Source organism: Vibrio jasicida CAIM 1864 = LMG 25398 (assembly GCF_000400365.1).
Lineage (GTDB): Bacteria > Pseudomonadota > Gammaproteobacteria > Enterobacterales > Vibrionaceae > Vibrio > Vibrio jasicida.
This window is the reverse complement of sequence record NZ_BAOG01000019.1, coordinates 1-25,188: the sequence shown is the minus strand read 5'-3', so window position 1 is coordinate 25,188 and position 25,188 is coordinate 1. Positions and strand designations below refer to the sequence as shown.

24 protein-coding genes are annotated in these 25,188 nt (G+C 44.3%); 7 read left to right on the top strand and 17 right to left on the bottom strand.

What is annotated here, in order from left to right; all coding sequences use genetic code 11:
* Window positions 1-4: 4 nt before the first annotated feature.
* Window positions 5-523, bottom strand: a complete 519-nt coding sequence (gene rppH, locus VJL_RS05270) for an RNA pyrophosphohydrolase (RefSeq protein ID WP_005434895.1) — start codon at window positions 521-523, stop codon at window positions 5-7.
* Between the two features lie 617 nt (window positions 524-1,140).
* On the opposite strand from rppH, the gene mutH reads away from it, so the two are divergent.
* A complete protein-coding gene (gene mutH, locus VJL_RS05265) occupies window positions 1,141-1,821 on the top strand; it encodes a DNA mismatch repair endonuclease MutH (RefSeq protein WP_038876241.1) in 681 nt (226 codons plus the stop codon).
* On the opposite strand, the gene VJL_RS05260 is transcribed toward mutH, so the two are convergent.
* The gene (locus VJL_RS05260) at window positions 1,822-2,133 is read right to left on the bottom strand and encodes a DUF6482 family protein (protein ID WP_038866376.1); all 312 of its coding nucleotides are present in this window, start codon (window positions 2,131-2,133) and stop codon (window positions 1,822-1,824) included.
* Between the two features lie 154 nt (window positions 2,134-2,287).
* Here VJL_RS05260 and VJL_RS05255 point away from each other — a divergent pair, with 154 nt between their 5' ends.
* On the top strand, window positions 2,288-3,322 hold the full coding sequence (locus VJL_RS05255) for an NADP(H)-dependent aldo-keto reductase (protein WP_038876239.1): 1,035 nt from the start codon (window positions 2,288-2,290) through the stop codon (window positions 3,320-3,322).
* A 124-nt stretch (window positions 3,323-3,446) separates the two neighbouring features.
* On the opposite strand, the gene VJL_RS05250 is transcribed toward VJL_RS05255, so the two are convergent.
* The 7 genes from VJL_RS05250 to xerD form a co-directional block, all read right to left on the bottom strand.
* Window positions 3,447-3,698 carry a hypothetical protein gene (locus VJL_RS05250; protein WP_038866374.1) on the bottom strand — a complete coding sequence of 84 codons (252 nt, stop codon included), beginning with the start codon at window positions 3,696-3,698 and terminating at the stop codon, window positions 3,447-3,449.
* A gap of 508 nt (window positions 3,699-4,206) precedes the next feature.
* Complete coding sequence (gene vpsR / locus VJL_RS05245) at window positions 4,207-5,541, bottom strand: cyclic-di-GMP-binding transcriptional regulator VpsR (RefSeq protein WP_038866373.1); 1,335 nt, start codon at window positions 5,539-5,541, stop codon at window positions 4,207-4,209.
* A 245-nt stretch (window positions 5,542-5,786) separates the two neighbouring features.
* Window positions 5,787-7,319, bottom strand: coding sequence for a lysine--tRNA ligase (lysS, locus tag VJL_RS05240; protein ID WP_038866372.1), 1,533 nt, complete (start codon window positions 7,317-7,319; stop codon window positions 5,787-5,789).
* A gap of 35 nt (window positions 7,320-7,354) precedes the next feature.
* Window positions 7,355-8,453 (bottom strand): peptide chain release factor 2 gene (gene prfB / locus VJL_RS05235; protein WP_096030938.1). Its coding sequence is split into 2 segments (ribosomal slippage): window positions 7,355-8,377 and window positions 8,379-8,453, totalling 1,098 coding nucleotides; the frame shifts between segments, so codons are not numbered across the junction.
* A 173-nt stretch (window positions 8,454-8,626) separates the two neighbouring features.
* Window positions 8,627-10,366: a single-stranded-DNA-specific exonuclease RecJ gene (gene recJ / locus VJL_RS05230; protein WP_038876237.1), complete on the bottom strand. Its 1,740-nt coding sequence runs from the start codon at window positions 10,364-10,366 to the stop codon at window positions 8,627-8,629.
* Window positions 10,367-10,412: 46 nt separating this feature from the next.
* Window positions 10,413-11,201 carry a bifunctional protein-disulfide isomerase/oxidoreductase DsbC gene (gene dsbC / locus VJL_RS05225; RefSeq protein WP_038876235.1) on the bottom strand — a complete coding sequence of 263 codons (789 nt, stop codon included), beginning with the start codon at window positions 11,199-11,201 and terminating at the stop codon, window positions 10,413-10,415.
* Window positions 11,202-11,262: 61 nt separating this feature from the next.
* Entirely contained in the window at window positions 11,263-12,180 is a 918-nt protein-coding gene (gene xerD, locus VJL_RS05220; RefSeq protein WP_038876233.1) for a site-specific tyrosine recombinase XerD, read from the bottom strand.
* Between the two features lie 158 nt (window positions 12,181-12,338).
* Here xerD and fldB point away from each other — a divergent pair, with 158 nt between their 5' ends.
* Complete coding sequence (gene fldB / locus VJL_RS05215) at window positions 12,339-12,857, top strand: flavodoxin FldB (RefSeq protein WP_038876231.1); 519 nt, start codon at window positions 12,339-12,341, stop codon at window positions 12,855-12,857.
* A gap of 87 nt (window positions 12,858-12,944) precedes the next feature.
* On the opposite strand, the gene brnQ is transcribed toward fldB, so the two are convergent.
* On the bottom strand, window positions 12,945-14,258 hold the full coding sequence (gene brnQ / locus VJL_RS05210; RefSeq protein WP_038866441.1) for a branched-chain amino acid transport system II carrier protein: 1,314 nt from the start codon (window positions 14,256-14,258) through the stop codon (window positions 12,945-12,947).
* Window positions 14,259-14,587: 329 nt separating this feature from the next.
* On the opposite strand from brnQ, the gene VJL_RS05205 reads away from it, so the two are divergent.
* Both VJL_RS05205 and srmB read left to right on the top strand, forming a co-directional pair.
* The gene (locus VJL_RS05205; protein WP_038876229.1) at window positions 14,588-15,307 is read left to right on the top strand and encodes a tRNA1(Val) (adenine(37)-N6)-methyltransferase; all 720 of its coding nucleotides are present in this window, start codon (window positions 14,588-14,590) and stop codon (window positions 15,305-15,307) included.
* 107 nt (window positions 15,308-15,414) lie between these two features.
* Entirely contained in the window at window positions 15,415-16,638 is a 1,224-nt protein-coding gene (gene srmB / locus VJL_RS05200) for an ATP-dependent RNA helicase SrmB (RefSeq protein ID WP_038876227.1), read from the top strand.
* Window positions 16,639-16,698: 60 nt separating this feature from the next.
* Here srmB and VJL_RS05195 read toward each other — a convergent pair whose 3' ends face one another.
* From VJL_RS05195 to VJL_RS05185, 3 genes are all read right to left on the bottom strand, one after another.
* Window positions 16,699-17,334, bottom strand: coding sequence for an alternative oxidase (locus VJL_RS05195; RefSeq protein WP_038876226.1), 636 nt, complete (start codon window positions 17,332-17,334; stop codon window positions 16,699-16,701).
* 202 nt (window positions 17,335-17,536) lie between these two features.
* Window positions 17,537-18,313 carry a peroxide stress protein YaaA gene (gene yaaA / locus VJL_RS05190; RefSeq protein WP_038876225.1) on the bottom strand — a complete coding sequence of 259 codons (777 nt, stop codon included), beginning with the start codon at window positions 18,311-18,313 and terminating at the stop codon, window positions 17,537-17,539.
* Between the two features lie 108 nt (window positions 18,314-18,421).
* Window positions 18,422-19,858, bottom strand: coding sequence for an alanine/glycine:cation symporter family protein (locus VJL_RS05185; protein WP_038876224.1), 1,437 nt, complete (start codon window positions 19,856-19,858; stop codon window positions 18,422-18,424).
* Window positions 19,859-20,580: 722 nt separating this feature from the next.
* Between VJL_RS05185 and VJL_RS05180 the strand changes: the two genes are divergently transcribed.
* On the top strand, window positions 20,581-20,766 hold the full coding sequence (locus VJL_RS05180; protein ID WP_038876223.1) for a DUF3545 family protein: 186 nt from the start codon (window positions 20,581-20,583) through the stop codon (window positions 20,764-20,766).
* Between the two features lie 228 nt (window positions 20,767-20,994).
* Here VJL_RS05180 and VJL_RS05175 read toward each other — a convergent pair whose 3' ends face one another.
* The 3 genes from VJL_RS05175 to nfo all read right to left on the bottom strand — a co-directional run bounded on the left by VJL_RS05175 (window position 20,995) and on the right by nfo (window position 23,611).
* A complete protein-coding gene (locus VJL_RS05175; protein WP_038876222.1) occupies window positions 20,995-21,546 on the bottom strand; it encodes a hemerythrin domain-containing protein in 552 nt (183 codons plus the stop codon).
* A 142-nt stretch (window positions 21,547-21,688) separates the two neighbouring features.
* Complete coding sequence (ung, locus tag VJL_RS05170; RefSeq protein WP_038876221.1) at window positions 21,689-22,369, bottom strand: uracil-DNA glycosylase; 681 nt, start codon at window positions 22,367-22,369, stop codon at window positions 21,689-21,691.
* Between the two features lie 354 nt (window positions 22,370-22,723).
* Entirely contained in the window at window positions 22,724-23,611 is an 888-nt protein-coding gene (gene nfo / locus VJL_RS05165; protein WP_038876220.1) for a deoxyribonuclease IV, read from the bottom strand.
* Between the two features lie 326 nt (window positions 23,612-23,937).
* Between nfo and grcA the strand changes: the two genes are divergently transcribed.
* The gene (grcA, locus tag VJL_RS05160; RefSeq protein WP_005434930.1) at window positions 23,938-24,315 is read left to right on the top strand and encodes an autonomous glycyl radical cofactor GrcA; all 378 of its coding nucleotides are present in this window, start codon (window positions 23,938-23,940) and stop codon (window positions 24,313-24,315) included.
* A 111-nt stretch (window positions 24,316-24,426) separates the two neighbouring features.
* Here grcA and VJL_RS05155 read toward each other — a convergent pair whose 3' ends face one another.
* Window positions 24,427-25,086, bottom strand: coding sequence for an NADPH-dependent FMN reductase (locus VJL_RS05155; protein ID WP_038876219.1), 660 nt, complete (start codon window positions 25,084-25,086; stop codon window positions 24,427-24,429).
* Window positions 25,087-25,188: the final 102 nt, after the last annotated feature.

Genomic DNA, 25,188 nt, shown 5'->3' with positions numbered 1-25,188 from the left:
TCCTCTATCTACGTTGCTTTTTTCTTTTCCCTTTCGTCTTACGCTCTCGAAAAGGCATGGCTAAAGATGCAAACTCTTTCATCGCACGACGATAAACGTCTCGCTTAAAAGAAACAACTTGCCTAACTGGATACCAGTAGCTTACCCAGCGCCAACCATCAAATTCAGGGGATTTCCCACGCTGCATATTGATGCGGGATTCATCGCATTCTAATCGCAGCAGAAACCATTTCTGTTTTTGGCCGATACAAACAGGCTTGGAGTCCCAACGCACCAATCGCTTTGGTAGCTTATATCTTAACCAATGACGACTTGTTGCGATGATCTTAACGTCTTTTTTCGTCAGACCGACTTCTTCATATAACTCCCTGAACATGGCTTGTTCAGGTGTTTCACCTTCGTCAATCCCACCTTGTGGAAATTGCCATGAGTGTTGCCCGTATCGTTTAGCCCAGAAGACCTGACCATGGTTATTACAGATCACAATACCAACATTAAGTCGGTAACCATCGCCATCTATCACCGGCTAACCTCTATGAATAATTTTTTATTACCGTGATTTTTCCACATATCCCCATTACTAGCAAACTTACTGATGTGATATGAGCAAGATTTATTACCTTTTGGCCTTTTTTGGATATCTTTTAGACAGACATTATTTTATCAACACAAGATTGAGACATAGCCCACATTTATTCACCTTTTCTGTGAATAACTTTGTGAAGAAATCATTATCAATAAAGATTTTTGTTCAAAACCATTACAAGCAATATTTTCCAACCACAAACAAAATAAACATAAGACATTGATTATAAAAACATAAAACCCAAAAATGGCGATTTAACGATCTTTATTTTCCTGATGATCTTTTCACCAAATACAGATCGGTCAAAGATCGCTCAATCGGTTATTTATCCACATTGAACAGGTAGGACTTCATGACATCTCAATAAAATCAAGTCTCAATCCACCTTTAAACCCCTGTTTATTCATCCAGCCCACATGGAGATCCTATTGGTGGCTTTCTAATCTGTGGATAAGTTATGAATTGATCATTCTTAATCCAGCTCGGTGAAATCTTGGACAGTCGATTTTGATGAAATTTGGTAGACTAACGTTTTCCCTCATCACATTGCCGTTATGAAACCAGAACCACAATCCGAAGCTGAACTGATGGAGCGCGCACATGATATTGCGGGCTTAAGCTTTACAGAGCTTGCCGAAGAGGCAGGAATGGCTGTTCCTGAAAACTTAAAACGCGATAAAGGCTGGGTTGGGCAATTACTGGAATGGCATTTAGGTGCGCCAGCAGGAAGCAAACCGCAACAAGACTTTGCCAAGCTTGGGATCGAACTAAAAAGCATTCCGATCAGTTATTCAGGTCGACCATTAGAGACAACGTTTGTCTCTGTCGCTCCATTGACTGGGGTTCAGGGACTCACGTGGGAAACCAGTCACGTTCGCAACAAACTGTCACGAGTACTGTGGGTACCTGTAGAGGGCGAGCGCGAGATTCCTTTGGCAGAGCGAAGAGTTGGTAGCCCATTGATATGGTCACCCGATCAAGAAGAAGAGTTAATTCTAAAAAATGATTGGGAAGAACTGATGGAATTGATCGTGTTGGGTAAGTTTGATCAAATTTCCGCCAGACATGGAGAAGCGCTTCACTTGCGACCTAAAGCAGCAAACGCAAAAGCACTAACTGAAGCTTACAGCTCAAATGGTAAACCGATAAAAACCCTGCCCCGTGGTTTCTACCTTAGGACACAATTCACCGAACAGATATTATTGAAACACTACATCAACGCCCAATCAGAATGATCAGTGCGTCACGAGTGACAACTCAATATCACAGTACGAGGCTGTACCTTCACTGCCAAACTCATCGTAAGCATTGTGCAGCCTCAAATAAGCTTTATCTATCCCCAACCTCAGCAGTTCTTCTTTCACCAGATCCAATGAGCCGAAATGAATCGGATCTTCACCGTCTTTGATCGGTTCAAGTTGGTGTTTGTACTCCACTGCTAATAGGTAATCAGAGACATCAGAACAACCAATCACAAAGACCTTAGGCGTTTTATAGGAGTCTTTGTGATAGCCATGCAACCACATGTCGAGTTGATGCTTCTGCATATTGCACCTCCTTTACAAGATCCTTTAAGTCTAGTTACCGTATTGATAACTTTCGAGTTAACTACATAACGAAACTTAAATCATTTGCGACAGCAACTAAAAATCCCCTATATTGGAATAACTTATTCAGTCGGTAACTCTTCAAGGATGTGAAATGCAATATACAAAACTACCGCACTCATCACTCGAGATCAGTAAGATCTGCCTTGGCACTATGACGTTTGGTGAGCAAAATACCGAACAAGAAGCTTTTCAACAGCTCGACTTTGCCCTCGATCATGGGGTGAACTTCATCGATACTGCCGAGATGTATCCCGTACCACCGAAAGCAGAGACACAAGGACTCACCGAGCAGTACATTGGCAATTGGTTAGCGAAAAGTGGTAAACGTGAGAAAGTGGTTTTAGCAACTAAAGTAGCTGGTCCGCGCAACGTCCCATACATTCGTGAAAACATGAGCCTTAACCGTCGCCATATTCATACTGCGATTGATGACAGCCTTAAACGCCTACAAACCGATTATGTTGATCTGTACCAGCTGCACTGGCCGCAACGTCAAACCAATTGCTTTGGTCAACTCAACTATCCTTACCCAGACAAACAAGAAGAAGTCACGCTGATTGAAACGTTGGAAGCGCTCACTGAACTAGTTAAGGCTGGGAAAGTGCGTTATATCGGCGTATCGAATGAAACGCCGTGGGGGGTGATGTCACTGCTGCGTTTGGCAGAAAAGCATGACTTACCAAGAATCGTTTCAATCCAAAATCCATATAACTTACTTAATCGCAGTTTCGAAGTTGGTTTGTCTGAAATAAGCCACTACGAAGGCGTTCAGCTACTGGCTTATTCACCACTAGCATTTGGTTGTTTGAGCGGTAAATACCTCAACGGAGCAAAACCAGAAGGTGCGCGTTGCACGGTTTGGGAACGCTTCGCTCGCTACTTCACACCACAAGGTGTTAAAGCGACAGAAGCATACGTCAACCTAGCGAGAGACCATGGATTAGATCCTGCGCAAATGGCGCTTGCCTTCGTCAATCAGCGCCCGTTTGTGGGTTCAAATATCATTGGCGCTACTAACCTAGAACAGCTCAAATCCAATATCGACAGTATCGATGTTCACCTAAGTGAAGCGTTGCTAAATGATATCCAAGCGATTGGTACGACTTACTCGAACCCATGCCCATAGTATTTCACTTCCCAATAGACTAAAAACAAAGAGGCTGACCACAATGGTCAGCCTCTTTGCATTGGCGAATTAAACCCAAGTTGAACCGAATAGATATGATTGAGAGCTCCACTTGGGTTATTGATTACGTTGGTATTCGCGCAGTTAAAACACGACGTAGATGACGAACTCGGCGTTCAACTTTGACAGCATCAGGCACACTGACATGGTTTGAACGACCTTCTTTATCTAAGCCAATGTCTTTTAACAAGTGCTCATTTGTCCAAGGGATTTGATGAGCATTACGGCGGACCATACGTTGCCATTGCTTTTCTTCACGTTTGAGATCGGCTTTTAAAAGCACAGTGGCCAGTTTCAAATAGATAGAGTGACGCATAATTTTTCTCCAAATAGCGATAAATAATCGACAGGGAAAAATAGTGGACTAATTAAACAGAAAGACTCTGTTGAGACTAAGCCGCTACTTTTCCGCAGCCTAGTAATAAGAGGTAGGTTACGGATTAATTTAATCTAATGAGCCAGTAGTATCTTGTTTGATCGCTTCAAAGGTTGAGCGAACATCAGACATACGATCAGCGCAAGCAGTGGTGTTAACAACGTAATGTTTCATCTTGCGCCTCCTAGCTAAAAATTAATCCGTGATTGATGTGGTATAACTCATTGAGTTACGGTTGAATTGTAAGCAACAGAGGATATTTATCAAACCATTTTTGTGTTTTTGCTTAAAAACAAACCATTAGCCTAAAATAAGGTTGCATATGGTTTTTTGAATAACATATTCAACTAAGGAATATATAAAAACTCGAGTTTTATAAATATTTAGAATTTGCGCACAAAAAAGGAGCGTCATTGCGCTCCTTTTATCTTGCTGTCAGATAGAGGGTTTATACCGTCTGCTCTGTAATCAAGTTGTGTTTGTTCAGTAATCGATACATGGTCGCACGTGACACACCAAGCTCTTTTGCGGCATTCGATACTTGACCAGAATGCGACTCTAATACCACCAGCAACGCATCTCGTTCACTCTTCTCACGAATCGATTTCAAGCTGCGCTTTGAGTCATTGCGTTGAGGTAGGTCTAGGTGATGCTCTTCAATCATGACGCTGTCAGACATCAGTACAGCGCGTTTCACTTGGTTCATCAACTCACGGACATTACCTGGCCAGAAATAACGTGTCAGAGCCTTCAAAGCATCTTCAGAAAAGCTCTTCGCCTGTGAGTTGTACTCTTTAGAGAACTCCTGCAGGTAGAAACGCGCCAACAAAGCGATGTCACTTGCGCGCTCTTTCAAGCTTGGTACGTTGATACGCAGTACATTAATGTAGTGGTAAAGCTCTTCATTGAAGTCTCCGTCAATGAGTGCTTTCTCTACATCAGACGAGTTAGCGGCAAGAACCCGTACATTGACGTTCTTCGCGCCATCACGTGTTTCAATCGTCCCTTCTTGCAGGAAGCGTAGCAGGTTCATCTGTTGCTCTTTTGAGATGGTTAGAATGTCATTGAATAAAACGGTGCCGCCATCAGCTTGCTCTAGCAGGCTTGGTCCCATCTCTTCTTCCGCCTCAATCCCAAATACTTCGGCTTGGAAACGTTGCTCGTTAAGTGCACGACAGTTAATCGATAGGAACGGCTTATGTGAACGTGACGACACTTTGTGAATTGCACGAGCGACAGCCTCTTTACCCGTGCCGCTTTCACCGTAAATAAGAATACTCACGTCTGTTGGACCGATACGCTTAACTTGGTCACGCAGGCGCTTCATTGGAATTGACTCACCAATCAACCCCATATCTAAACTGTTACCAAAACTTGGCCAAACTTTCTTTTCAAGCTTAAGCATACCCAATTGGTGACCAATCGTGCTCAATAGCTGCGCATCTGGGATTGGTGCAGTAAAGAAGTCGATACAGAAGTTCACGATGAACTGGCAGATGGTGTCAGTACCAAGTTGAGATTCGCGGATGAACGCCAACCAACGAACGTGTTTATGAGAACTCACTAAGTTCGCTAAACCATTAAGACTGAACTCATCATGGCTGAGGTCAACTATACCGATGCATGGTCCAATATCTTCTAACAATGTGTTGGCTTTACGTAAGTCACCCACTTGGTGACACTTCCATCCCACTTGTTCTAGTACTGATAACCAAGGTTCATAAGTACCGCCAACTACGACTAGCGATCCCGGAATGGAATCCATCTTAAACTGCCCAGCCATTCTCTAACCCTTATTGATTGTTGATTGAAATTTCGCGCCACAAACCCAACTTTGCGAACGGGTAACATTATCGAGACTACGCCTGACGAAGTCTGTCTCAATATTAAGACTATGCAACAGATTGAGATTTCGCGAATACTTATTTACTACTCCTATCCGACCTCAAATGCAAATAGTTGAATTTGTTCAAATTAAAGATACAAAAAAACCACCCGAAGGTGGTTTTTTATGGCTCAGCGAGGAGATTACGCTTGTGGGCGCATCGCTGGGAATAGGATCACGTCACGGATTGTGTGCGTGTTAGTCAATAGCATAACTAGACGGTCGATACCGATACCTTGACCTGCTGTTGGTGGTAGGCCGTGCTCTAGAGCAGTAATGTAGTCTGCATCGTAGAACATTGCTTCATCATCACCAGATTCTTTCGCTTCAACCTGTGCTTTAAAGCGCGCATCTTGGTCTTCTGCATCGTTAAGCTCTGAGAAGCCGTTCGCAACTTCACGGCCACCGATGAAGAATTCAAAGCGGTCTGTGAAGAATGGGTTGTCATCGCTACGACGAGCCAGTGGAGAGATATCCGCTGGGTAACCAGTGATGAACGTTGGCTGCATTAGCTTAGGTTCTGCAGTTTCGCCGAAGATCTCTTCTAGAAGCTGACCACATGTCCAGAAAGATTCCACTTCAACGTGAACAGATTTCGCGATAGAAACCATTAGGTCACGGTTTTGAATGTCTTCTTCTGTTAGCGCTTGGATTTGCGCGTGATCTGGGTTGTAGTGCTTGATTGCTTCGAACATGCTCATGCGAGTGTAAGTGCCACCGAACTCTACTGTATCTTCACCGTAAGGCATTGATGTTGAACCTAGAACTTCTAGTGCGATAGAGCTTAGTAGTTCTTCAGTTAGGTCCATCAGATCTTTGTAGTCAGCGTACGCCATGTAGAATTCCATCATTGTGAATTCAGGGTTGTGACGTGGAGAAAGACCTTCGTTACGGAAGTTACGGTTGATTTCAAATACGCGATCGAAACCACCAACGACTAGACGCTTCAGGTATAGCTCTGGCGCAATACGTAGGTACATTGGCATGTCTAGTGCGTTGTGGTGCGTGATGAATGGACGCGCACTCGCACCGCCAGGGATAACGTGCATCATTGGCGTTTCAACTTCCATGAACTGTTTAGAGATCATGAAGTTACGGATTGCAGACATTACTTTAGAACGTACTACGAACGCTTGACGAGAATCTTCGTTAACGATTAGGTCAACGTAACGTTGACGGTAACGCATCTCTTGGTCAGTTAGACCGTGAAACTTCTCTGGAAGTGGACGTAGTGCTTTGGTTAGCAACTCGTACTCTTCCATGTTCACGTATAGGTCACCTTTACCAGACTTGTGAAGTGCACCTTTCACACCGATGATGTCACCGATATCTAGGCCTTGGTATTGGTCTTTCAGTACTTTTTGTACCGCTTTGTCAGCGTAAGCTTGGATACGGCCAGAAGTTTCTTGAATTACCAAGAATGGACCACGTTTAGCCATGATACGGCCAGCAATTGCTACTACGTGGTTAAGCTCTTCTAGCTCTTCCTTCGTCTTTTCACCGAACTCTTTCTGAAGGTCGCCCGCTAGTGCGTCACGACGGAAGTCGTTTGGATGGCCGTTCGCTTTGCAGCTCTTTCGGATTGCATCCAGTTTAGCGCGGCGTTCAGCAATTAGCTTGTTCTCTTCTTGTGCAGAGGCTTCTTGTACAGTTTCGTTTTGAACAGCATCAGTCATTTTCGATGTATCCTGTTTTTTGTCGGTGAAAAGCTTTATAGACCTGATTTCAGGCTAGCTTCAATAAATTTGTCCAGATCGCCATCAAGAACCGCTTGAGTATTGCGGTTTTCAACGCCCGTACGGAGGTCTTTAATGCGTGAGTCATCCAATACGTAAGAACGGATCTGGCTACCCCAGCCAATGTCAGACTTAGCGTCTTCATTAGCTTGTTTTTCCGCGTTTTGCTTTTGCAATTCAAGCTCAAATAGCTTCGCTCGAAGCTGTTTCATTGCCTGATCTTTGTTCTTATGTTGAGAACGGTCATTCTGACATTGCACAACGGTGTTCGTTGGAACGTGTGTAATACGTACCGCAGATTCAGTCGTGTTGACGTGCTGACCACCTGCACCTGACGCTCGGTAAACATCGATACGTAGGTCAGAAGGGTTAATGTCGATAGCAATGTTTTCATCAATCTCAGGGTAGATGAACGCAGAAGCAAATGACGTATGACGACGGCCGCCTGAATCGAATGGCGATTTACGTACTAGGCGGTGAACACCTGTTTCCGTACGTAGCCAACCGTAAGCGTACTCACCAGAAATCTTAACTGTCGCGCCTTTAAGGCCGGCAACTTCACCTTCAGATACTTCGATAACCTCTGCCTTGAAGCCTTTTGCTTCAGCCCAACGCAGGTACATACGTAGCATCATGTTGGTCCAGTCTTGTGCCTCGGTACCACCTGAGCCTGCTTGCAAGTCAATGTAGCAATCAGAGCTGTCGTGGTCGCCAGAGAACATACGACGGAATTCAAGCTGTTCTAGCTTCTGTTCCAACTCAGCAAGTTCTGGTTCGATTTCGTCAAACGTTTCTTGATCTTCTTCTTCAACCGCAAGCTCTAGAAGACCATCAACGTCTTCTACACCTTGTTCTAGTTGAACGATAGTTTCAACAACCGCTTCTAGAGATGCACGTTCTTTACCTAGTGCTTGCGCACGCTCTGGCTCGTTCCATACATCTGGTTGTTCAAGTTCTGCGTTGACTTCTTCTAGACGCTCTTTCTTTGCGTCATAGTCAAAGATACCCCCTCAGGACATTCGTGCGCTCAGACACGTCCTGAAGACGGTTTTTAATTGGATTGATTTCAAACATGTTTGCTCAACATTTTAGAATAGAATTTAACCGAGAAATTCTACTCAAAAATGTGACGGAGATACAGGAAAATTTCGGCTGGGAAATCAGATTGCAATTAGAGAGAGCACGGTCATAAAATTTTTGCCCCACTTAAAGGCAACCGTACTCTATATAAAGTGTAAAACCTGACTTTACTTGGCTTCGATGTAGTCAATCATCAATTGCAATGATTGATTACCACGAAACTCATTCACATCCAACTTATACGCGAGACGTACCGTTTTGACCGAGGCATCTGGCCAACGACGCAAATCAACATTGAAGGCAATACCATCGATCATCACATTCGTTGGGTGACCTTTATGCAGTGGCTCTAACATTAGCTTAAGGTGTTTTTCTCCCACCAGCTTTTGATGTAATACTTTAAACTCGCCATCAAAGATAGGTTCTGGGAAAGCCTGACCAAATGGACCACCTGAGCGCAGTTGCTCCGCAATGTGCATAGAAAATTCTTCTGGCTTGAGCTCACCATCAGACATGATCACGCCTTTTAGCGCCGCTTCATCAAGTTCTTTTTTCACAACATCATCGAATAGACGACAAAAACGCTCAAAGTCTTGCTCTTTGATGGTTAAACCTGCCGCCATCGCGTGACCACCAAATTTGATGATCAAACCTGGGTTTTGCGTATCGATAAAGTCCAACGCATCACGCATGTGTAAGCCAGGAATCGAACGACAAGAACCTTTGATCGTCCCTTCTCCGCCATCAGCAAAAGCAATAACAGGACGGTGGAACTTCTCTTTAATACGTGAAGCCAGAATACCAATCACACCTTGGTGCCAATCACGTTGGAAAAGTGCCAAGCCGTATGGCAGTTCACTGTTTTCACCAAACTGAAGACGCTCACAGAAAGCCATCGCTTCTTGTTTCATGCCCTCTTCAATCTCTTTACGAGTTTGGTTAAGCCCGTCCAATTCACTTGCCATGCGGCGCGCAGCGTGGATGTTATTGCTCATCAGTAGTTCAACACCGAATGACATGTCATCAAGACGGCCGGCGGCGTTAATACGTGGCCCCAAGGCGAAACCAAAATCAGACGCAACCAAACGACGCGCATCGCGCTTCGCCACTTCGATCAACGCTTGAATACCAGGACGTGCTTTACCTGCACGGATGCGCTGCAAGCCTTGGTGTACAAGAATGCGGTTGTTCTCGTCGAGTGGAACAACGTCAGCGACGGTGCCAAGCGCAACAAGGTCAATCAACTCCATAAGCTTTGGTTCTTGCATACCTTGTAGTGCAAACCAATTCTGTTTACGCATGTACACGCAAAGTGCCATCATCAGATAGAAAGCAACACCAACCCCTGCTAACGCTTTCGATGGAAAAGCACAGCTGTCGAGGTTCGGGTTAACCATTGCATCGACATTCGGTAGCACTTGCCCCGGTAAGTGGTGATCGGTGACCAGTACCGTTATGCCATTTTCTTTGGCATAGCGAACACCTTCAATCGACGACACACCATTGTCGACCGTCATGATCATTTCAGCGCCGAGTTCTAAGGCTTGGTCCACTACTTCAGGGCTCAGACCATAGCCATCTTCAAAGCGGTTCGGCACTAAGTAGTCGACGTTGTTGCTACCAAGCATACGCAATGCGAGTACCGACAGAGCCGAGCTAGTAGCGCCATCAGCGTCAAAGTCACCTACGACAATAATGCGTTTTTTCTCTTCGATCGCTTGGAATAAAAGCTCGACCGCTTTATCGATACCGCCAAGTTGTTGGTAAGAATGTAAACCACGAGCAGATGTCTCTAACTGCGCCACATCCGTGATACCACGGTTAATGTAGATACGTTTGAGAATCGCAGGAATAGAATCAGGAAGAAGAGAAAGGTCCGGTTCGGGACGTCGTTGAATTTCTATCATGTTTGAAAAGAGCCAGCGAATACCGCTGACTCTGCTCCTTAAAGGATTATTGTTGCTCTAAACGTTTTAGCAGTTCTGCTGGTGGTAAGTAACCACCAACTAGCTCACCGTTTGGTAGGAAAATAGCTGGCGTACCAGAAATACCAAGCTCACGACCTAGATCGTAATGCGCTTTAATCGTTTCTTTACATTGCTTAAGATCTTTCGCTGGGTTACCAAATGAACGATCAACTTTTGCGTTGTGCATTGCTGCTTTAGGATCTTCAGCACACCAAACGGTTGCCATTTGCTCAGCGACAGGACCTGTTGCACCTTGGCGAGGGTAAGCCATGTAACGCACGGTAATACCCAGATCGTTGTAACCTTGCATTTGACTGTGCAGACGCACGCAGTAACCACAAGTGATGTCAGTAAAGACCGTCACTACGTACTTTTCATTGTCCGCTTTGTACTCGATCACGCTATCTGAAAACTTGGCAATTTTCTCTGCGTTTAGAGGTGCTTGACGCTCAGCAATTACGTCTTTGTAACCACCGTTATCATCGATGGCGTAAAGCGTACCGGCAATAAAGTGATTACCATCGTTTGATGCGAACAGCACACCACCATTAGTTTGAATTTCTAATAATCCAGCAACGTCTGATGGTTTGATATCAAGAATAGATACGCCCAATTTAGAGAACTTCGCTTTTAGCGCTGCCTCATCAAAGTTCTGTTTTGCCGCTGGTGCGACTTGTTGTGCAGGAGTTTCCGTTTTTGCCTGACTTTCTTCAGCACCACAAGCGGTAACGAAAAACGGTAAAGTCAGCAGAGTTAGTCGGCGTAATACGCTCATTAAATTCACCTTAAAATAAAATCCTTTCATCCAATGAGACAATGGATGAAACAAACCATCATTATGCTCTTGGGTGGTGTTGACTGTGGATCTGTTTCAATCGCTCAGTCGCCACGTGAGTATAAATTTGCGTGGTCGATAAGTCACTATGCCCCAACAGCATCTGTACGACCCTGAGATCTGCGCCATAGTTCAATAAATGCGTTGCAAATGCATGACGTAAAACGTGTGGCGACAATTGGTCAGTATCAATACCCGCAATCACAGCATAGTACTTGATACGATGCCAGAAGGTTTGACGGGTCATTTGTCTGGCACGTTTACTTGGGAATACCACATCTGACGTAGTCTCTCCCAATAGAGCAGACCGACCTTGCTGGATAAAAGTTTCAATCCAATCGACGGCGTTCTCCCCCATAGGTACAAGACGTTCTTTACCACCTTTACCCGTCACACGCACTACTCCTTGGCGCAAACTGACGTTTTCCATTGTCAGACTGACCAACTCTGTCACACGCAACCCCGTCGCATAGAGCAGCTCTAGCATGGCTTTATCACGCAGTTCTACTGGGTCATTCGGGTCTGGCGCTTCAAGCAAAGCATCCACTTGTTCTTCACTGATGTCTTTTGGTAGGCGTTGAGGCAGCTTTGGACTCACCAGTAACGCACTTGGATCATCCGCGCGTACTTTTTCACGATGAATGTATTGAAATAAACGACGAATCGCCGACAACATACGCGCGCGGGACGTTTGCTTGTAATCCAAATCAACAAGGTAACTCTGGTACTCTTGCAAACCTGACAAGCTGATAAAATCGAGGCGGTAGCGATGTTGCTCCATCCACACGAGCAGCTTCATTAAGTCATTTCGGTAAGAAGCTAGTGTGTTCTCTGATAAACCACGCTCCATCCACATTGCATCTAAGAATTGTTCAACAAGACCAAAATCTTGTTGATTGACAGGCTGTTGTGCCGTCATGAACGCGTCCTTATCTGTTTATATTTACAGTATTGAGAGTAAGGCAACAGCCAAGCCAATACCATAAAAAAATCATCTCCCTCGGGATATTCGCTGCAATCTTCTTCAATTTATGGTTAGAATCTGCCACAACAGCAACACAAAAAACGACGAATATAATGAAAATCGGACTCTTTTACGGCTCAACAACCTGCTACACCGAAATGGCAGCAGAGAAAATTCGCAACATCATTGGCGCAGACCTTGTCGATATTCACAACGTGAAAGAGACACCGTTGTCACTGATGGCAGACTACGATTTATTGCTGATTGGTATCTCTACTTGGGACTTCGGTGAAATCCAAGAAGATTGGAGTGCTATTTGGGAAGACATTGCAACCACACCTCTAAAAGACAAAGTAGTTGCACTGTTTGGCTTGGGTGACCAAGAAGGCTACGGCGAATGGTACCTTGATGCGATGGGCCTACTTCATGACGAGCTCAAAGCAACGGGGGCGCAGTTTATCGGTTACTGGCCAAATGAAGGTTATGAGTTCGAGGCATCAAAAGCTTTAACAGAAGATGGTAGTCAATTTGTTGGCTTGGCATTAGATGAAGATTCCCAGTACGAATTGAGTGACGAACGCATCGAGAAATGGTGTGAGCAAGTGTTGGTTGAGTTTCACGACACGCTATAAGTCCGCATAAACCCTGATAAAACGACAGACAAATAAAAAGCCCGGTGAATCACTTCACCGGGCTTTTTTAATCTTGCGAGTCAGCAGTTATGCCGCTTCTTCAGTCAACTCAGGTTGAGAAGATTTAGCAACAAAGAACATGCAGACAATTGCTGCAAACGTTGGTAGAACCCAACCCATGCCCACTTCGAACAGTGGTAGCATGTTGAATGCGGAAACGTCTAGACCTGCTACTTTCGCAGCATCAATCAATGCAAACAATAATGATACTAGCAACACAGAGCGGTATGCTACTCGCGGGTTTGGTAGCTTGCTACGTACAAACGTTAGCGCAACCAATGCGACTGCTACTGGGTACAGCGCAAACAATACAGGAACTGACAACGAAATCAGCTGTGATAGACCTACGTTCGCAATCAGTGCACAAGCGGCACCGTTAATGATAACCCATTGCTTGTAAGTCAGTTTCGTCTTAGAGCTGAAGAAGTCTGAACATGCAGAGATAAGGCCGATCGCCGTCGTCAAACACGCCAATAATACAATGATTGAAAGAACAATCTGACCGTAAGGACCAAATAGTGCCTGAACGTATTGGCTTAGTACTGCACCACCGTTGTCTGCACCAGCTGCGATAGTTGCACTCGTCGCACCTAGGTAGAACAATGAGATGTATACGAACGCCAGACCTGCTGCTGCAATACAACCTGCGCAAATTAGGTATTTCGTCGTTGCAGCACGCTCAGTGATGCCTTTACTGCGCAGTGCATCCACCATTAGCATACCGAACATCAGCGAAGCGAACGTATCCATGGTGTTGTAACCTTCAAGGAAACCTTTGGTTAGTGGCTGCGTTAAGTACTCACCATGCGCACCCATCATCTCACCTTGCGGATCAACGAATACCGCAATAGCAAGTACGATAAGGCCAAGGAACAAAACTGGCGTTAACACTTTACCGATCAAGTCAATCAGACGACCTTGGAACCAAGCAAATAGCATCGCTACTGCAAAAAACAGGATAGAGAATGACGTAAGGTGTGCTTGTGTCGCGTCAACGAAGAAAGGCTTGATTGCCATTTCGTAAGCCACGAGACCAGTACGCGGCGCTGCAAATGCAGGACCGATAATGATGAAGATAAGCGCAGCCATAAGTACTGCTGCTTTCTTAGGAAGGTCTTGCGTTAGATGATCCCAAGAACCACCTGCAACAGCAATAGCAACGATAGTAATAAGAGGTAGACCTACCGCTGTTAGCAAGAAACCAAACATTGCTGGCATCAAATGATCACCGGCTAGCTGACCCGCTAGAGGTGGAAAGATGATGTTGCCAGCACCCAAAAAGAACGCAAATAGCATAAAGCCTACTGCGATAATATCTGTTAGTTTTAACGTCTGCTTCACAGATAACCCTTTTTCTGAATTGATGAATGTTGTGTATGCATCGACCACTTTTTGTATACCCAAATAAAATGAGTACCTGTGGTTCAATCTATAAATTTTCCGCCGCATAATGACGAAAGACCCATCATTTGGCAACCTTTAAGAAAAAAACACCATATTAATTTAGTTTGCAAACTCAAAAGCAGTGGATATCACTACACTGACATTCATGACCAGTTCTTTATCTTGATCAAAAAGCAATACAAATTAATAACCAACAAGATAACAAACTATACAATTTAGAAACAATAGAGCATTTAACTCTATTATTGAGTAAATATAAAACAATCATGAAGAGCGATACATTCAAGACTAAAGGCTTCAAGTTTAAGCAATTTTCCATCGATGGTGGTGAAAGTGGCATGCCTGTCAGTACCGATGGCGTGATGCTGGGCGCTTGGACAAAGTGTCCATCGCAGTGCAATATTCTGGACATTGGTACTGGTACGGGTCTGTTGGCTCTAATGTGCGCACAACGCTTTTCAGGCTCGATGATCACCGCGGTGGACATCGAATCAACCGCAGTAGAAGCCGCCCAGACCAACTTTACGCATTCACCTTGGGCTGACCGATTAACCGTTTTGCACACCGATGTATTAACGTTTGAACCAACGCAACGTTTTCAGCACATCATTTGTAATCCGCCCTACTTCAATAATGGTGAGCAATCAAAGCAGGCTCAGCGCGCCACCGCCCGACATACCGACACATTGCAACATCGCGCGTTATTAGCGTGTTGCTATGACTTACTTGAAGAAGACGGCAAAGCCAGTTTTGTTCTGCCAATCACCGAAGGTGAGCAGTTTATTGTCATGGCGAAAACACAAAACTGGTATGTATCACGTCTATGCTACGTGCAACCATCACAGAAAAAAGCGGTGCATCGTGTACTATTTGAGTTATCGAAAAAGGTCTGCGACACCGAAGAATCACAATTGACCATCCACTCAAATCAGGGTTATGACGAAGAATTTATCCGTCTAACTCACGAGTTTTATCTTAAGATGTGAAATAACATGTGATCCTTGTCACCAATCACTTTATAATGTGCGACCTTTTTATATTCTATGCTGCTGCGGCGAACCATTAACCAAGCTTTGCTTGTGGAGAACTCATTGTGATCAGAACCTTTGCTGAACTTGATCTAGACCCAAACCTACTTGAAGCCATCGAAGAGATGGGCTACGAACGCCCAACTAAAATTCAGGCTGAGGCGATTCCACAAGCGTTGGATGGTCGTGACATTCTAGCGTCAGCACCAACTGGCACAGGTAAAACGGCAGCATTCGTACTGCCTGCGTTGCAATACCTGCAAGACTTCCCTCGTCGCAAGCCTGGACCTGCTCGTATCCTGATCCTGACGCCAACACGTGAACTTGCTATGCAAATTGCAGATCAAGCGCGTGCGCTTGCAAAGAACACAAAATTGAATATCTTCACCATCACTGGTGGTGTTCAGTACCAAGAGCACGCCGATATTCTTGCAACAACGCAAGACATCGTCGTAGCTACACCGGGTCGTCTACGTGAGTACATTGATGCAGAGCGCTTTGACTGTCGTGCCATTGAATGGTTAGTGCTGGATGAAGCAGACCGCATGCTAGACATGGGCTTCGCACCAACGGTAGACCGTCTATCAAACGAATGTCGCTGGCGTAAGCAAACCCTTCTGTTCTCCGCAACACTAGAAGGTAAAGGCGTAGAAGGCTTCACAGCAGACCTACTTAACGAGCCAGCAGAGATCGATGCAAAATCACCATTGCGTGAGCGCAAAAAAATTGCTCAGTGGTATCACCGTGCCGACACAGCAGAACATAAGCTAGAACTGTTAAAACACATCATCACAGAGCAAGCAGAACGCACAATTGTGTTCTTGAAGACTCGTGAGCGTCTAGCTGAGTTGCGTGGCCAATTAGAAAGTGCGCAAATTCCTTGTTCATGGATCCAAGGTGAAATGCCGCAAGATCGTCGTAACAATGCCATTACACGCTTTCGTGAAGGTGCTGTGAACGTACTACTTGCCACTGACGTTGCTGCTCGTGGTATCGACCTTCCAGACGTATCACACGTTGTCAACTATGACATGCCTCGCACAGCTGACGTATACCTTCACCGTATTGGCCGTACCGCGCGTGCAGGTAAAAAAGGTAACGCTATCTCTATCGTAGAAGCGCACGACCAGCCAATGATGGATCGTGTTGCACGTTACGTAAAAGAAGACATCAAAGAGCGTTTCATCAAAGAGATGCGCCCTAAACACAAAAAACCAGTGTTTAAGAAGAAAAAGAAAAAAGACGACAAGAAGAAAGTAGCGAAAAAGAAAACCGCTAAGAAGAAGTAATCACGTCTGATTGATTCCAAATCTAAAAGAGCCGCAATCGCGGCTCTTTTTGTTTTTCATCTATAATTGATGAGCTGGAAGAGTTTTATCTTCATAGGCATCAGCGAAGCCATGGTTGCGATCACGGTGCTCCGCTTCATCTTCTCGAATACGCAAAATCACGTCTCTTAGCATCGCATCAGCAGGCAGCTTGTAGTAGTCAATCGCCAGAGTCGGAGCTGGTACATTCTCCACTTCCCCGCTATCAATTTTCTCTAGGTACTCAGTGTAGCTATTACACGCTTCTTCTTCGAAGTAACCCACAACACGGTGAGCAATTTTAGAAGAAAGCAGATAGATGAAACTGTACACAACAATGAAAACACCTTGTCCCAGCAACACCAATAAACGCTCAACCAAACTTGGTTTGGCAATGTCGAGGAAAATCATTAGGTGCATGCGCTCGTTTTCGGCCTCATCAAGGAGTTCTCGGATCCAGCCTTCATCGTCTTTCATTCGGCGCAGCGCTTTCAAGTGATTGAACATCCCAGCCACCATACCTGGCACAGCGGCGATTGTTTCGAGAATCACAGCGCGCTTCGCGTATTTCTTGCCATAAAAGATGTTCAGAGTGAATTTCAGCAACTTGGTAATACGTAGTGCAATGTACTCCGATAACTTAGAGGCTTTTTTGTGTGTGAGCTTGAAGTCTGACATAGGAGAACTCCTTTATCTTAAAGTTGCATTCAAAATACAACTTTAAACCTTCACACTCAACTATTTTTTAATGAATAAAATTTTTATGTAATAAAGTCCGATTTAGATCAGGTTTAACAGACATAAAAAAGCCGGATAACTATCCGGCTTTTTGGCGTACTTTATTTCGCTGAGTCATCAACTCGCGATTCACTTACTTCAATCAGTTTTGCTCTTCGCGCTTAAACACCAAGTCAGTTGGCGTCGACTCTTCTTCAACGAAGTAGTAACCCGCAACATCAAACTTAGTGAGGTCAGCAACGCTTTCGATACGGTTTTCAATGATGTAGCGAGCCATCATGCCGCGCGCTTTCTTCGCGTAGAAGCTGATCACCTTGTATTGACCATTCTTACAATCTTTGAAGATTGGTGTGATCACTTGAGCATCCAAGTTCTTTGGCTTCACCGCTTTGAAGTATTCGTTCGATGCAAGATTGATCAGCACGTTGTCGCCTTGCGCAGCAATCGCTTCATTCAGCTTATCGGTAATGACATTACCCCAGAACTGGTAGAGGTTAGTGCCCTTTTCGTTTGCTAGCTTAGTGCCCATCTCAAGACGGTATGGCTGCATCAAATCAAGCGGCTTAAGCAGACCGTAAAGGCCAGACAGCATACGTAGATGACCTTGAGCGTAATCGAAATCGGTATCTGAAAGAGTTTCCGCTTCAAGACCTGTATACACATCACCCTTAAACGCTAAAATCGCTTGGCGAGCGTTATCTGTCGTGAAGGTTTCACTCCACTCTTGGAAACGACCGACGTTCAAGTCAGCGATTTTGTCGCTCACTTTCATCAGTGACGAAACATCGGCAGGTGTTAATTTACGGCATACCTCGATCAGCTCTTTTGAATAGCTAACCAAGTCTGGTTGAGTAAACTTCTCGGTTGCAAGTGGAGACTCGTAATCAAGCGTTTTAGCTGGAGAAACGACGATAAGCATGACTTTAACTTCCCTAATTTTGTTTTCCATTAGGGTACAAAAAAAGCCATGCATTGTCTGCATGGCTTTTTGAATCGTGTTGATAGCTTTCAACAATGATTAAGCGACTTAGTCTGCCTTCTTGTTGTTGTCCCAAATACCTTCCTCTAGCTGAGATTTCAGCTCAGGGAAGTCATTCGGATCAAACGTTGGCACTTTACCTTCACTCAACTGGCGGTTGTAGTCTTTCGCCAGTTTAATCACGATGCCAGATAGCAAGATGATCGCCACCAAGTTCACAATCGCCATCAGCCCCATAGAGACGTCAGCAAGCGACCAAACCACAGGCAGAGAAGCTAACGCACCAAACATAACCATACCTAGTACAACGATACGGAAGATGCCTAGACCCGCTTTGTGGTTATGCTCTAGGAAGATTAGGTTTGTTTCAGCGTACGAGTAGTTAGCAATGATTGAGGTGAATGCGAAGAAGAAGATCGCAACCGCAACAAAGATGCCGCCCCAATCACCCACTTGCGAGCTCAATGCACGCTGAGTTAGCTCAATACCCGTCACTTCTGTTGCTTGACCTACGTACTCACCTGACATCAGGATGATAGCAACTGTCGCCGAACAGATAACGATTGTATCCATGAACACGCCTAGCATCTGTACATAACCTTGAGATGCTGGGTGTGGTGGGTAAGGCGTTGCTGATGCTGCCGCGTTTGGCGCAGAACCCATACCCGCTTCGTTCGAGAATAGACCACGTTTGATACCGTTGATCATCGCTTGTGCGATGGCATAACCAAGACCACCAGCAGCTGCTTCTTGCAGGCCGAATGCGCTCTTGAAGATAAGCATTAGAACGTCTGGTAGTTTCTCTAAGTTAGAAAGCATCACGAACATCGCAAGAACGAGGTAAGCCAGAGCCATTACAGGAACAACTAACTCAGCAACTTTCGCGATACGCTTAATACCACCAAAAATAACGATAGCGGACAAAGCAACAACTGCGATACCTACGTAAAGGTCATCCCAACCAAATGCATTGCTCATTGCATTCGCGATAGAGTTTGCTTGAACGGCGTTAAATACCAAACCAAAAGCGATGATTAGGAAAATTGAGAACAACACGCCCATCCAGCGCATGCCCAAGCCTTTTTCCATGTAGTAAGCAGGACCACCGCGGTAGTTGCCATCATCATCTTTGGTTTTGTATAGCTGCGCCAGTGTGCTTTCTGCAAACGACGTCGCCATACCAAGCATCGCAATCAACCACATCCAGAAGATTGCACCAGGGCCACCCGCAGTCAGTGCAACTGCAACACCCGCCATGTTACCCGTACCAACACGTGCAGCAAGACTAGTACAAAGCGCTTGGAAAGAAGAGATACCAGCTTTGTCTGCTTTACGACTGTTCTTTAGAACAGAGAACATGTGGCCGAAATGGCGGAATTGAATGAATCCCAATCGAACGGTGAAGTAGATTCCTACACCAACAAGAAGATAAACAAGAATCGAGCCCCAAAGGAGGTCGTTCATCAAATTGATTAAGTCTGTCATGTGTACCTCAAAGTGAGTTGCGCCAGTCTTTGCTTCCGAGCCATCCACCAGATTGCATGCTAAGTGTCAAAGTCTGCTTAGCTTTTTGAATAATGTTTATTTCGCAATCTAGAATCGTAAACGTCGCTTCATGCATCCATTTTACGTACCAGCGTATTTTTTGACGGGCGGATAATGCAGCCTCGACAAGCAAAAATCAATATGCAACCAGTAAAATAAGCTTGTTATTTTTCACTATAAAGTCACTATTGATTAACATAAAATGAAAACTTATCGCTCACAAACAGCAACATTGCGTTTATCAAAACTCAACATAAATAGCCCCGCAATCGTTAACAAAACACCATCCCATTTATTTTTAGCGAGGCTAGCAACCACAAGGTATCTGACAAATTTTAATGACCTCACTCTGTTACGATTGGATACATTTTCATCAAAGCGATGCTATGCAACCTTAGTATTCAAAATTTAAGTAAAATCTGTCGCTCGAATTAACATACCAAATCTCTTCATTTAATCGTTTCCGTGAGTTCGTTCGCTTATTTTTTGCGCACTCCGTCCACATGCAAAATGTGATTCTGTGAGTATTTTTGCGCGAAAATGTCATGTTACCGACACAAATGCGAAATATATCATGGTTATCCTCACGTCTATTGTGGTACTTAAAAAGCTCCACAAGGACTGGTTACAACAGTTTAGATATAGAAAGGTAAAGGTGGCTTATGGAAGGCTTTCAACTCGATGACCTATTTGGTCTGGATACTACCTCAACATCAAAATCTCGTGCGAAACCATTGAAGCGTAAGTGGCGAGAAATAGAAGAAATGAACGATCGACGTAATTTGCTAAAGGAACTGCGTGAACTGGATGTCTGTAACGACATCTCTCTAGAAGATATCAAACTATAATTTAGACAAAAGGCACCTCGTGGGTGCCTTTTGTCATTTATAGACCTATGAATTTGATGGGTGTTTTTGCGTTGAATTTCGTCCTATAACACCCATTCTTATTGATTGAGAATTCACCTCAAAATTCTGCCCTATTTGTAAGAATCCAATTTACCCTTAATTCTCATCAAATAAGAAAACGTAAAATAAACCGCGCTAAAGCAATCGTTTACCTTGTCATAATTCGCTTTAAACGAACTCAACATCGTTCTGACGCACTCGTTCAGCCAATTGTTTATAGCGATCTGCAATAGTACTACCAAATAATGGATCATCTTCACTCTGATGCCATAGGCTTTCTACATATTGCCAATCGTCCGAGGTAAACAGTTCTTCAATAAGAGGCAGTACCTGGCGCTCTTCCAACTCAAGGTGGCGTTTTTGCGTCACAATAAAGTCTTCTAACTGATTAATGAACATTTCTTGAGGGACAACCGCATCCTGCAAGATCATCTCTATCAACAGTGAGAACTCTTTGGTTTTGCTCGCCAACACTTGATGCTCAAGCTCTAAGTTCTCAATTGTCTTCTGCTGACCGTACTGTTTTAGGAAGTAATGGTAGAGAATGTCTTCTTTAGGGTGGTGGATTTTTTCAGAATGGTTAGAGAGGTAATCTACGATTTCGCTCACCAACGCATAATTGATGGCATTCTCTTGTTTAATCTCATTTAATTTATGGCGCAATATCGCCAGTAAACGGACCATATAGCCGTGTTCTCGTCGAATTCTTTCGATCATCATAGCGTCTCTCCTTAACACCTACTTTCTATAAGTGTATATGAGAAACCTAATATCTGATTCGACGATGTTCAAAAAAACAACGATCGTTGTGTCACGATCGCTGTACTGAGAATTACCTCTTTATATAAGGGAAAAGTGAGATTTACACCGTTAAAGGCAAATGCCAATTGATGGCTTCTTTACCTTGCTGAAGCAGGATCTGGTTCGCTTGTGAAAATGGTTTACTGCCAAAGAAACCGCGGTGAGCAGATAATGGCGATGGATGTGGAGCGGCCAACACATGATGCTTGCTACGGTCAATGAAACGACCTTTCTTCTGCGCATGTGCTCCCCACAGTAAGAACACCACACCTTGCTGATGCTGGTTGATCGATTCAATCACACGGTCAGTAAAGGTCTCCCAACCGGTTTTAGAGTGTGAATGTGCTTTACCCTGCTCTACTGTCAATACTGTATTGAGTAACAACACACCTTGTTCGGCCCAGCTTTGTAAAAAACCGTGCTGCGGAATTTGGAAGCCTTCGATATCTTGCGCTAACTCTTTGTACATGTTCACCAAAGATGGCGGAGTTTTAATGCCTGGCAGCACAGAGAAACACAAACCGTGTGCTTGGTTCGGTCCATGATAGGGATCCTGCCCTAAAATCACGACTTTCACATCATTGAATTCAGTAAAGCGAAACGCATTAAACACATCTTTGGTTGGCGGATAAATCGCTTTGCCTGAGGCGCGTTCTGCTTCAACAAAATTCAGGGTATCTACAAAGTAGCTCTGTTGTTTCTCTTCGCCGATCACATCGTGCCAAGTCGGTAACTGATTCATGGAAAATTCCTGTCCTAGGGTTTTCCTTTATTCTACCGAGCGAAGTCCAAACAAACAAAAACTTACTATCAGCTTGAGATGGCTTTTCAAAAAATCATGACATTAACGAGAGCCCTCGCTAATGTCGTTGCGGCGTTCGAAAATGCCCCTGTCCGGTGATATGGCGATTTGGGGTGGGTAAACGCAACACTCGTCGAGAGTGTGTCGCCGGGATAAAAGAAACTGGTCGAGACATATTGTCATCCTCCTAACTAGCTTCGCCTAACTACAACGTTGAGTTCAGGCGTTTAAAACAAGCGCATAACCGCTCAATGGTTTTAGCTAAGAAAGAAGGATGCCAACTTTGCCATCCCGTTAGGAATTAACCATTTCTTCAATGTGGAATTGGCGTAAGGTGTTGATTTCTTGCTGCCAAATATCTGGGTCAATTGTTTCTAAAATCAGAGGGATACCATCAAAACGTGGATCTTTAGCGATGTACTCAAAACAGCTCCAGCCGATCTCACCTTTGCCTAATGAGTGGTGACGGTCAACCTTGCTAGCGAATTCGACTTTTGAATCATTTAGATGCATTGCTCTTAAATAGTGCATACCAACGATACGGTCGAACTCAGCAAAGGTATGCTTACAATCCTCTTTAGTACGCAGATCGTAACCTGCGGTAAACGTGTGGCAAGTATCGAGACATACGCCAACACGTTCTTTGTCTTCCACTTGATCGATGATTTCAGCCAAATGCTCAAACTTCCAACCTAAGTTAGTGCCCTGACCTGCCGTGTTCTCAATCACAGCGATCACATTCGGCACTGCTTTGTGCGCCAGGTTGATCGACTCGGCGATCGTCGCCAAACACTCTTGTTCCGACACTTTCTTTAAGTGGCTACCAGGGTGGAAGTTTAGCAACGTTAAACCTAATTGATTGCAACGCTCCATCTCATCAATAAATGCCGCGCGGGATTTATTCAGCTTTTCTTCTTCTGGAGCACCCAAGTTAATCAGATAAGAGTCATGGGGAAGAATGTGTTCAGCGCCGAAACCAAGCATTTTGCAGTTTGCTTTGAACGCACTAATGGTTTTTTCTTCGAGTGGTTTTGCAACCCATTGGCGTTGGTTCTTAGTAAACAGAGCAAACGCATTCGCACCAATTTCACGAGCACGAAGAGGCGCTTGATCAACCCCTCCAGCCGCAGATACGTGAGCACCAATAAATTTGTTTCCAAACTTGTTTTTCATGTTTGTCATTTAATCACTTTAGACTTTCAGTATGGCTACCTAAATACAGGCAGTTGCGTAAACAAGGTTAAGTTTTGAACTTATTTTGTAGTAAATTTACAACAAAATTAACTTTTAAATATTTTTTATATTATCAAATAAATTGTAAATAGTATGTTTTCAAACGTTTTATTGATTTAACTCAAGAAAATCACCTTCAAAAAATTAAGGTTTTTGGTTGTTTTTTGACTTAAATCAATATTAAAATAATGGATATTGGCTATATAATACTTAGCTCGACAAAAATTCGAAAATTAACACCAATAATCACCACGTAAGTGGTCTAGGAGATAGTGATGATCCAAGGTATCCAAATTACTAAAGCAGCTAACGACGAACTACTAAACTCAATCTGGCTACTAGATAGCGAGAAGAACGAAGCGCGTTGTGTTGCTGCAGCATCAACTTACGAAGCAGACCAAGTTATCGCAATCAGCGACCTAGGTGAATACGAAAGCCGTGAAGTAGCAATCGAAACTGCTCCTCGCATCGAAGGTGGTCAACACCTAAACGTGAACGTTCTTAAGCGTGAAACTCTAGAAGACGCAGTTGCACACCCAGAGAACTACCCACAGCTAACTATCCGTGTTTCTGGTTACGCAGTACGTTTCAACTCGCTAACTCCAGAACAGCAACGTGACGTAATCGCTCGTACTTTTACTGAGTCTCTATAATCTCTCAGTAAACTAGCTTGTTAGAATTTAAAAAGCTTGGTCAGCAATGACCAAGCTTTTTTTGTTTCTGGATCCTTCTAATCCCTTCCGGTAGTGGAAAGCAGCTAGACTCTATGGGGCGTTTCTTTGAGAAGGATCGCTCTTAAATGCTTGTGCCAACGAGGTTGGATCAAGCTTCTCTCTTTGCTGTAATGCCCCTTCTGCCCACCAAATCAATTGATGCATAGTGCGATTCATATAACTGTCCCACTGCGCCTGATCCGATTCATCCGCAACCACACCCTGTTCATCAAACACCTCTTGTGCTTTCGGGATGTGGATCATTGCCGACACAGGCAAGCATCCCAGCTCTGATAAGAAAGTACGCATCGACACTGCAGCACGAGCTCCACCCCATTGCCCTGCAGAGTAGGTCACGATAGCACTTGGCTTATAGGAAAACAGCGAACTGCCAAAATGATTAAGCATGTTTGCCAAAGCTGGACTCATCGAATGGTTATATTCCGGGCTAACCATCACATACCCATCGGCCTGTTTGATTTTGTCTGCCAGCTCACTTAGGTGCTCTGGCACTTTAGAACGGTGATAAGCAAACTCGGGCTTAAACACATCGCCAAAGTCGTAGTTCAATGGGTCAATGATTTCGACCGTATGTTGCGAATGCTGACTCACGATGAGTTTCTCACACGCTCTACTGACTCGCATTCCTAAACGGGCTGGTCGTGGTGGCGTGCTGTCTCTCACTGAACCAAGAAAAATCAAAAAATGCATGCTTCTCTTTCCATCGAGCTATTGTCAAATGTGGTGTATGGAAGATCATGCAGTAGCTTGTTGATGAGTCTCCATTTCTTTCACTCCATTGATGAAGCGAAC

What these genes read in the sequence shown, in the direction of transcription:
- lysS (WP_038866372.1), bottom strand. Translation starts at nt 7,319, where the DNA reads ATGACTGATGCTGTTCAAAACGAAACTGTACAAGAAGCCTCTGCACAA.
- ung (WP_038876221.1), bottom strand. Translation starts at nt 22,369, where the DNA reads ATGAATCAGTTACCGACTTGGCACGATGTGATCGGCGAAGAGAAACAA.
- mutH (WP_038876241.1), top strand. Translation starts at nt 1,141, where the DNA reads ATGAAACCAGAACCACAATCCGAAGCTGAACTGATGGAGCGCGCACAT.
- VJL_RS05260 (WP_038866376.1), bottom strand. Translation starts at nt 2,133, where the DNA reads ATGCAGAAGCATCAACTCGACATGTGGTTGCATGGCTATCACAAAGAC.
- VJL_RS05180 (WP_038876223.1), top strand. Translation starts at nt 20,581, where the DNA reads ATGGAAGGCTTTCAACTCGATGACCTATTTGGTCTGGATACTACCTCA.
- VJL_RS05205 (WP_038876229.1), top strand. Translation starts at nt 14,588, where the DNA reads ATGAAGAGCGATACATTCAAGACTAAAGGCTTCAAGTTTAAGCAATTT.
- recJ (WP_038876237.1), bottom strand. Translation starts at nt 10,366, where the DNA reads ATGATAGAAATTCAACGACGTCCCGAACCGGACCTTTCTCTTCTTCCT.
- fldB (WP_038876231.1), top strand. Translation starts at nt 12,339, where the DNA reads ATGAAAATCGGACTCTTTTACGGCTCAACAACCTGCTACACCGAAATG.
- VJL_RS05250 (WP_038866374.1), bottom strand. Translation starts at nt 3,698, where the DNA reads ATGCGTCACTCTATCTATTTGAAACTGGCCACTGTGCTTTTAAAAGCC.
- VJL_RS05195 (WP_038876226.1), bottom strand. Translation starts at nt 17,334, where the DNA reads ATGTCAGACTTCAAGCTCACACACAAAAAAGCCTCTAAGTTATCGGAG.
- xerD (WP_038876233.1), bottom strand. Translation starts at nt 12,180, where the DNA reads ATGACGGCACAACAGCCTGTCAATCAACAAGATTTTGGTCTTGTTGAA.
- nfo (WP_038876220.1), bottom strand. Translation starts at nt 23,611, where the DNA reads ATGACAAACATGAAAAACAAGTTTGGAAACAAATTTATTGGTGCTCAC.
- vpsR (WP_038866373.1), bottom strand. Translation starts at nt 5,541, where the DNA reads ATGGCTGGGCAGTTTAAGATGGATTCCATTCCGGGATCGCTAGTCGTA.
- VJL_RS05255 (WP_038876239.1), top strand. Translation starts at nt 2,288, where the DNA reads ATGCAATATACAAAACTACCGCACTCATCACTCGAGATCAGTAAGATC.
- VJL_RS05175 (WP_038876222.1), bottom strand. Translation starts at nt 21,546, where the DNA reads ATGATGATCGAAAGAATTCGACGAGAACACGGCTATATGGTCCGTTTA.
- VJL_RS05185 (WP_038876224.1), bottom strand. Translation starts at nt 19,858, where the DNA reads ATGACAGACTTAATCAATTTGATGAACGACCTCCTTTGGGGCTCGATT.
- grcA (WP_005434930.1), top strand. Translation starts at nt 23,938, where the DNA reads ATGATCCAAGGTATCCAAATTACTAAAGCAGCTAACGACGAACTACTA.
- VJL_RS05155 (WP_038876219.1), bottom strand. Translation starts at nt 25,086, where the DNA reads ATGCATTTTTTGATTTTTCTTGGTTCAGTGAGAGACAGCACGCCACCA.
- yaaA (WP_038876225.1), bottom strand. Translation starts at nt 18,313, where the DNA reads ATGCTTATCGTCGTTTCTCCAGCTAAAACGCTTGATTACGAGTCTCCA.
- dsbC (WP_038876235.1), bottom strand. Translation starts at nt 11,201, where the DNA reads ATGAGCGTATTACGCCGACTAACTCTGCTGACTTTACCGTTTTTCGTT.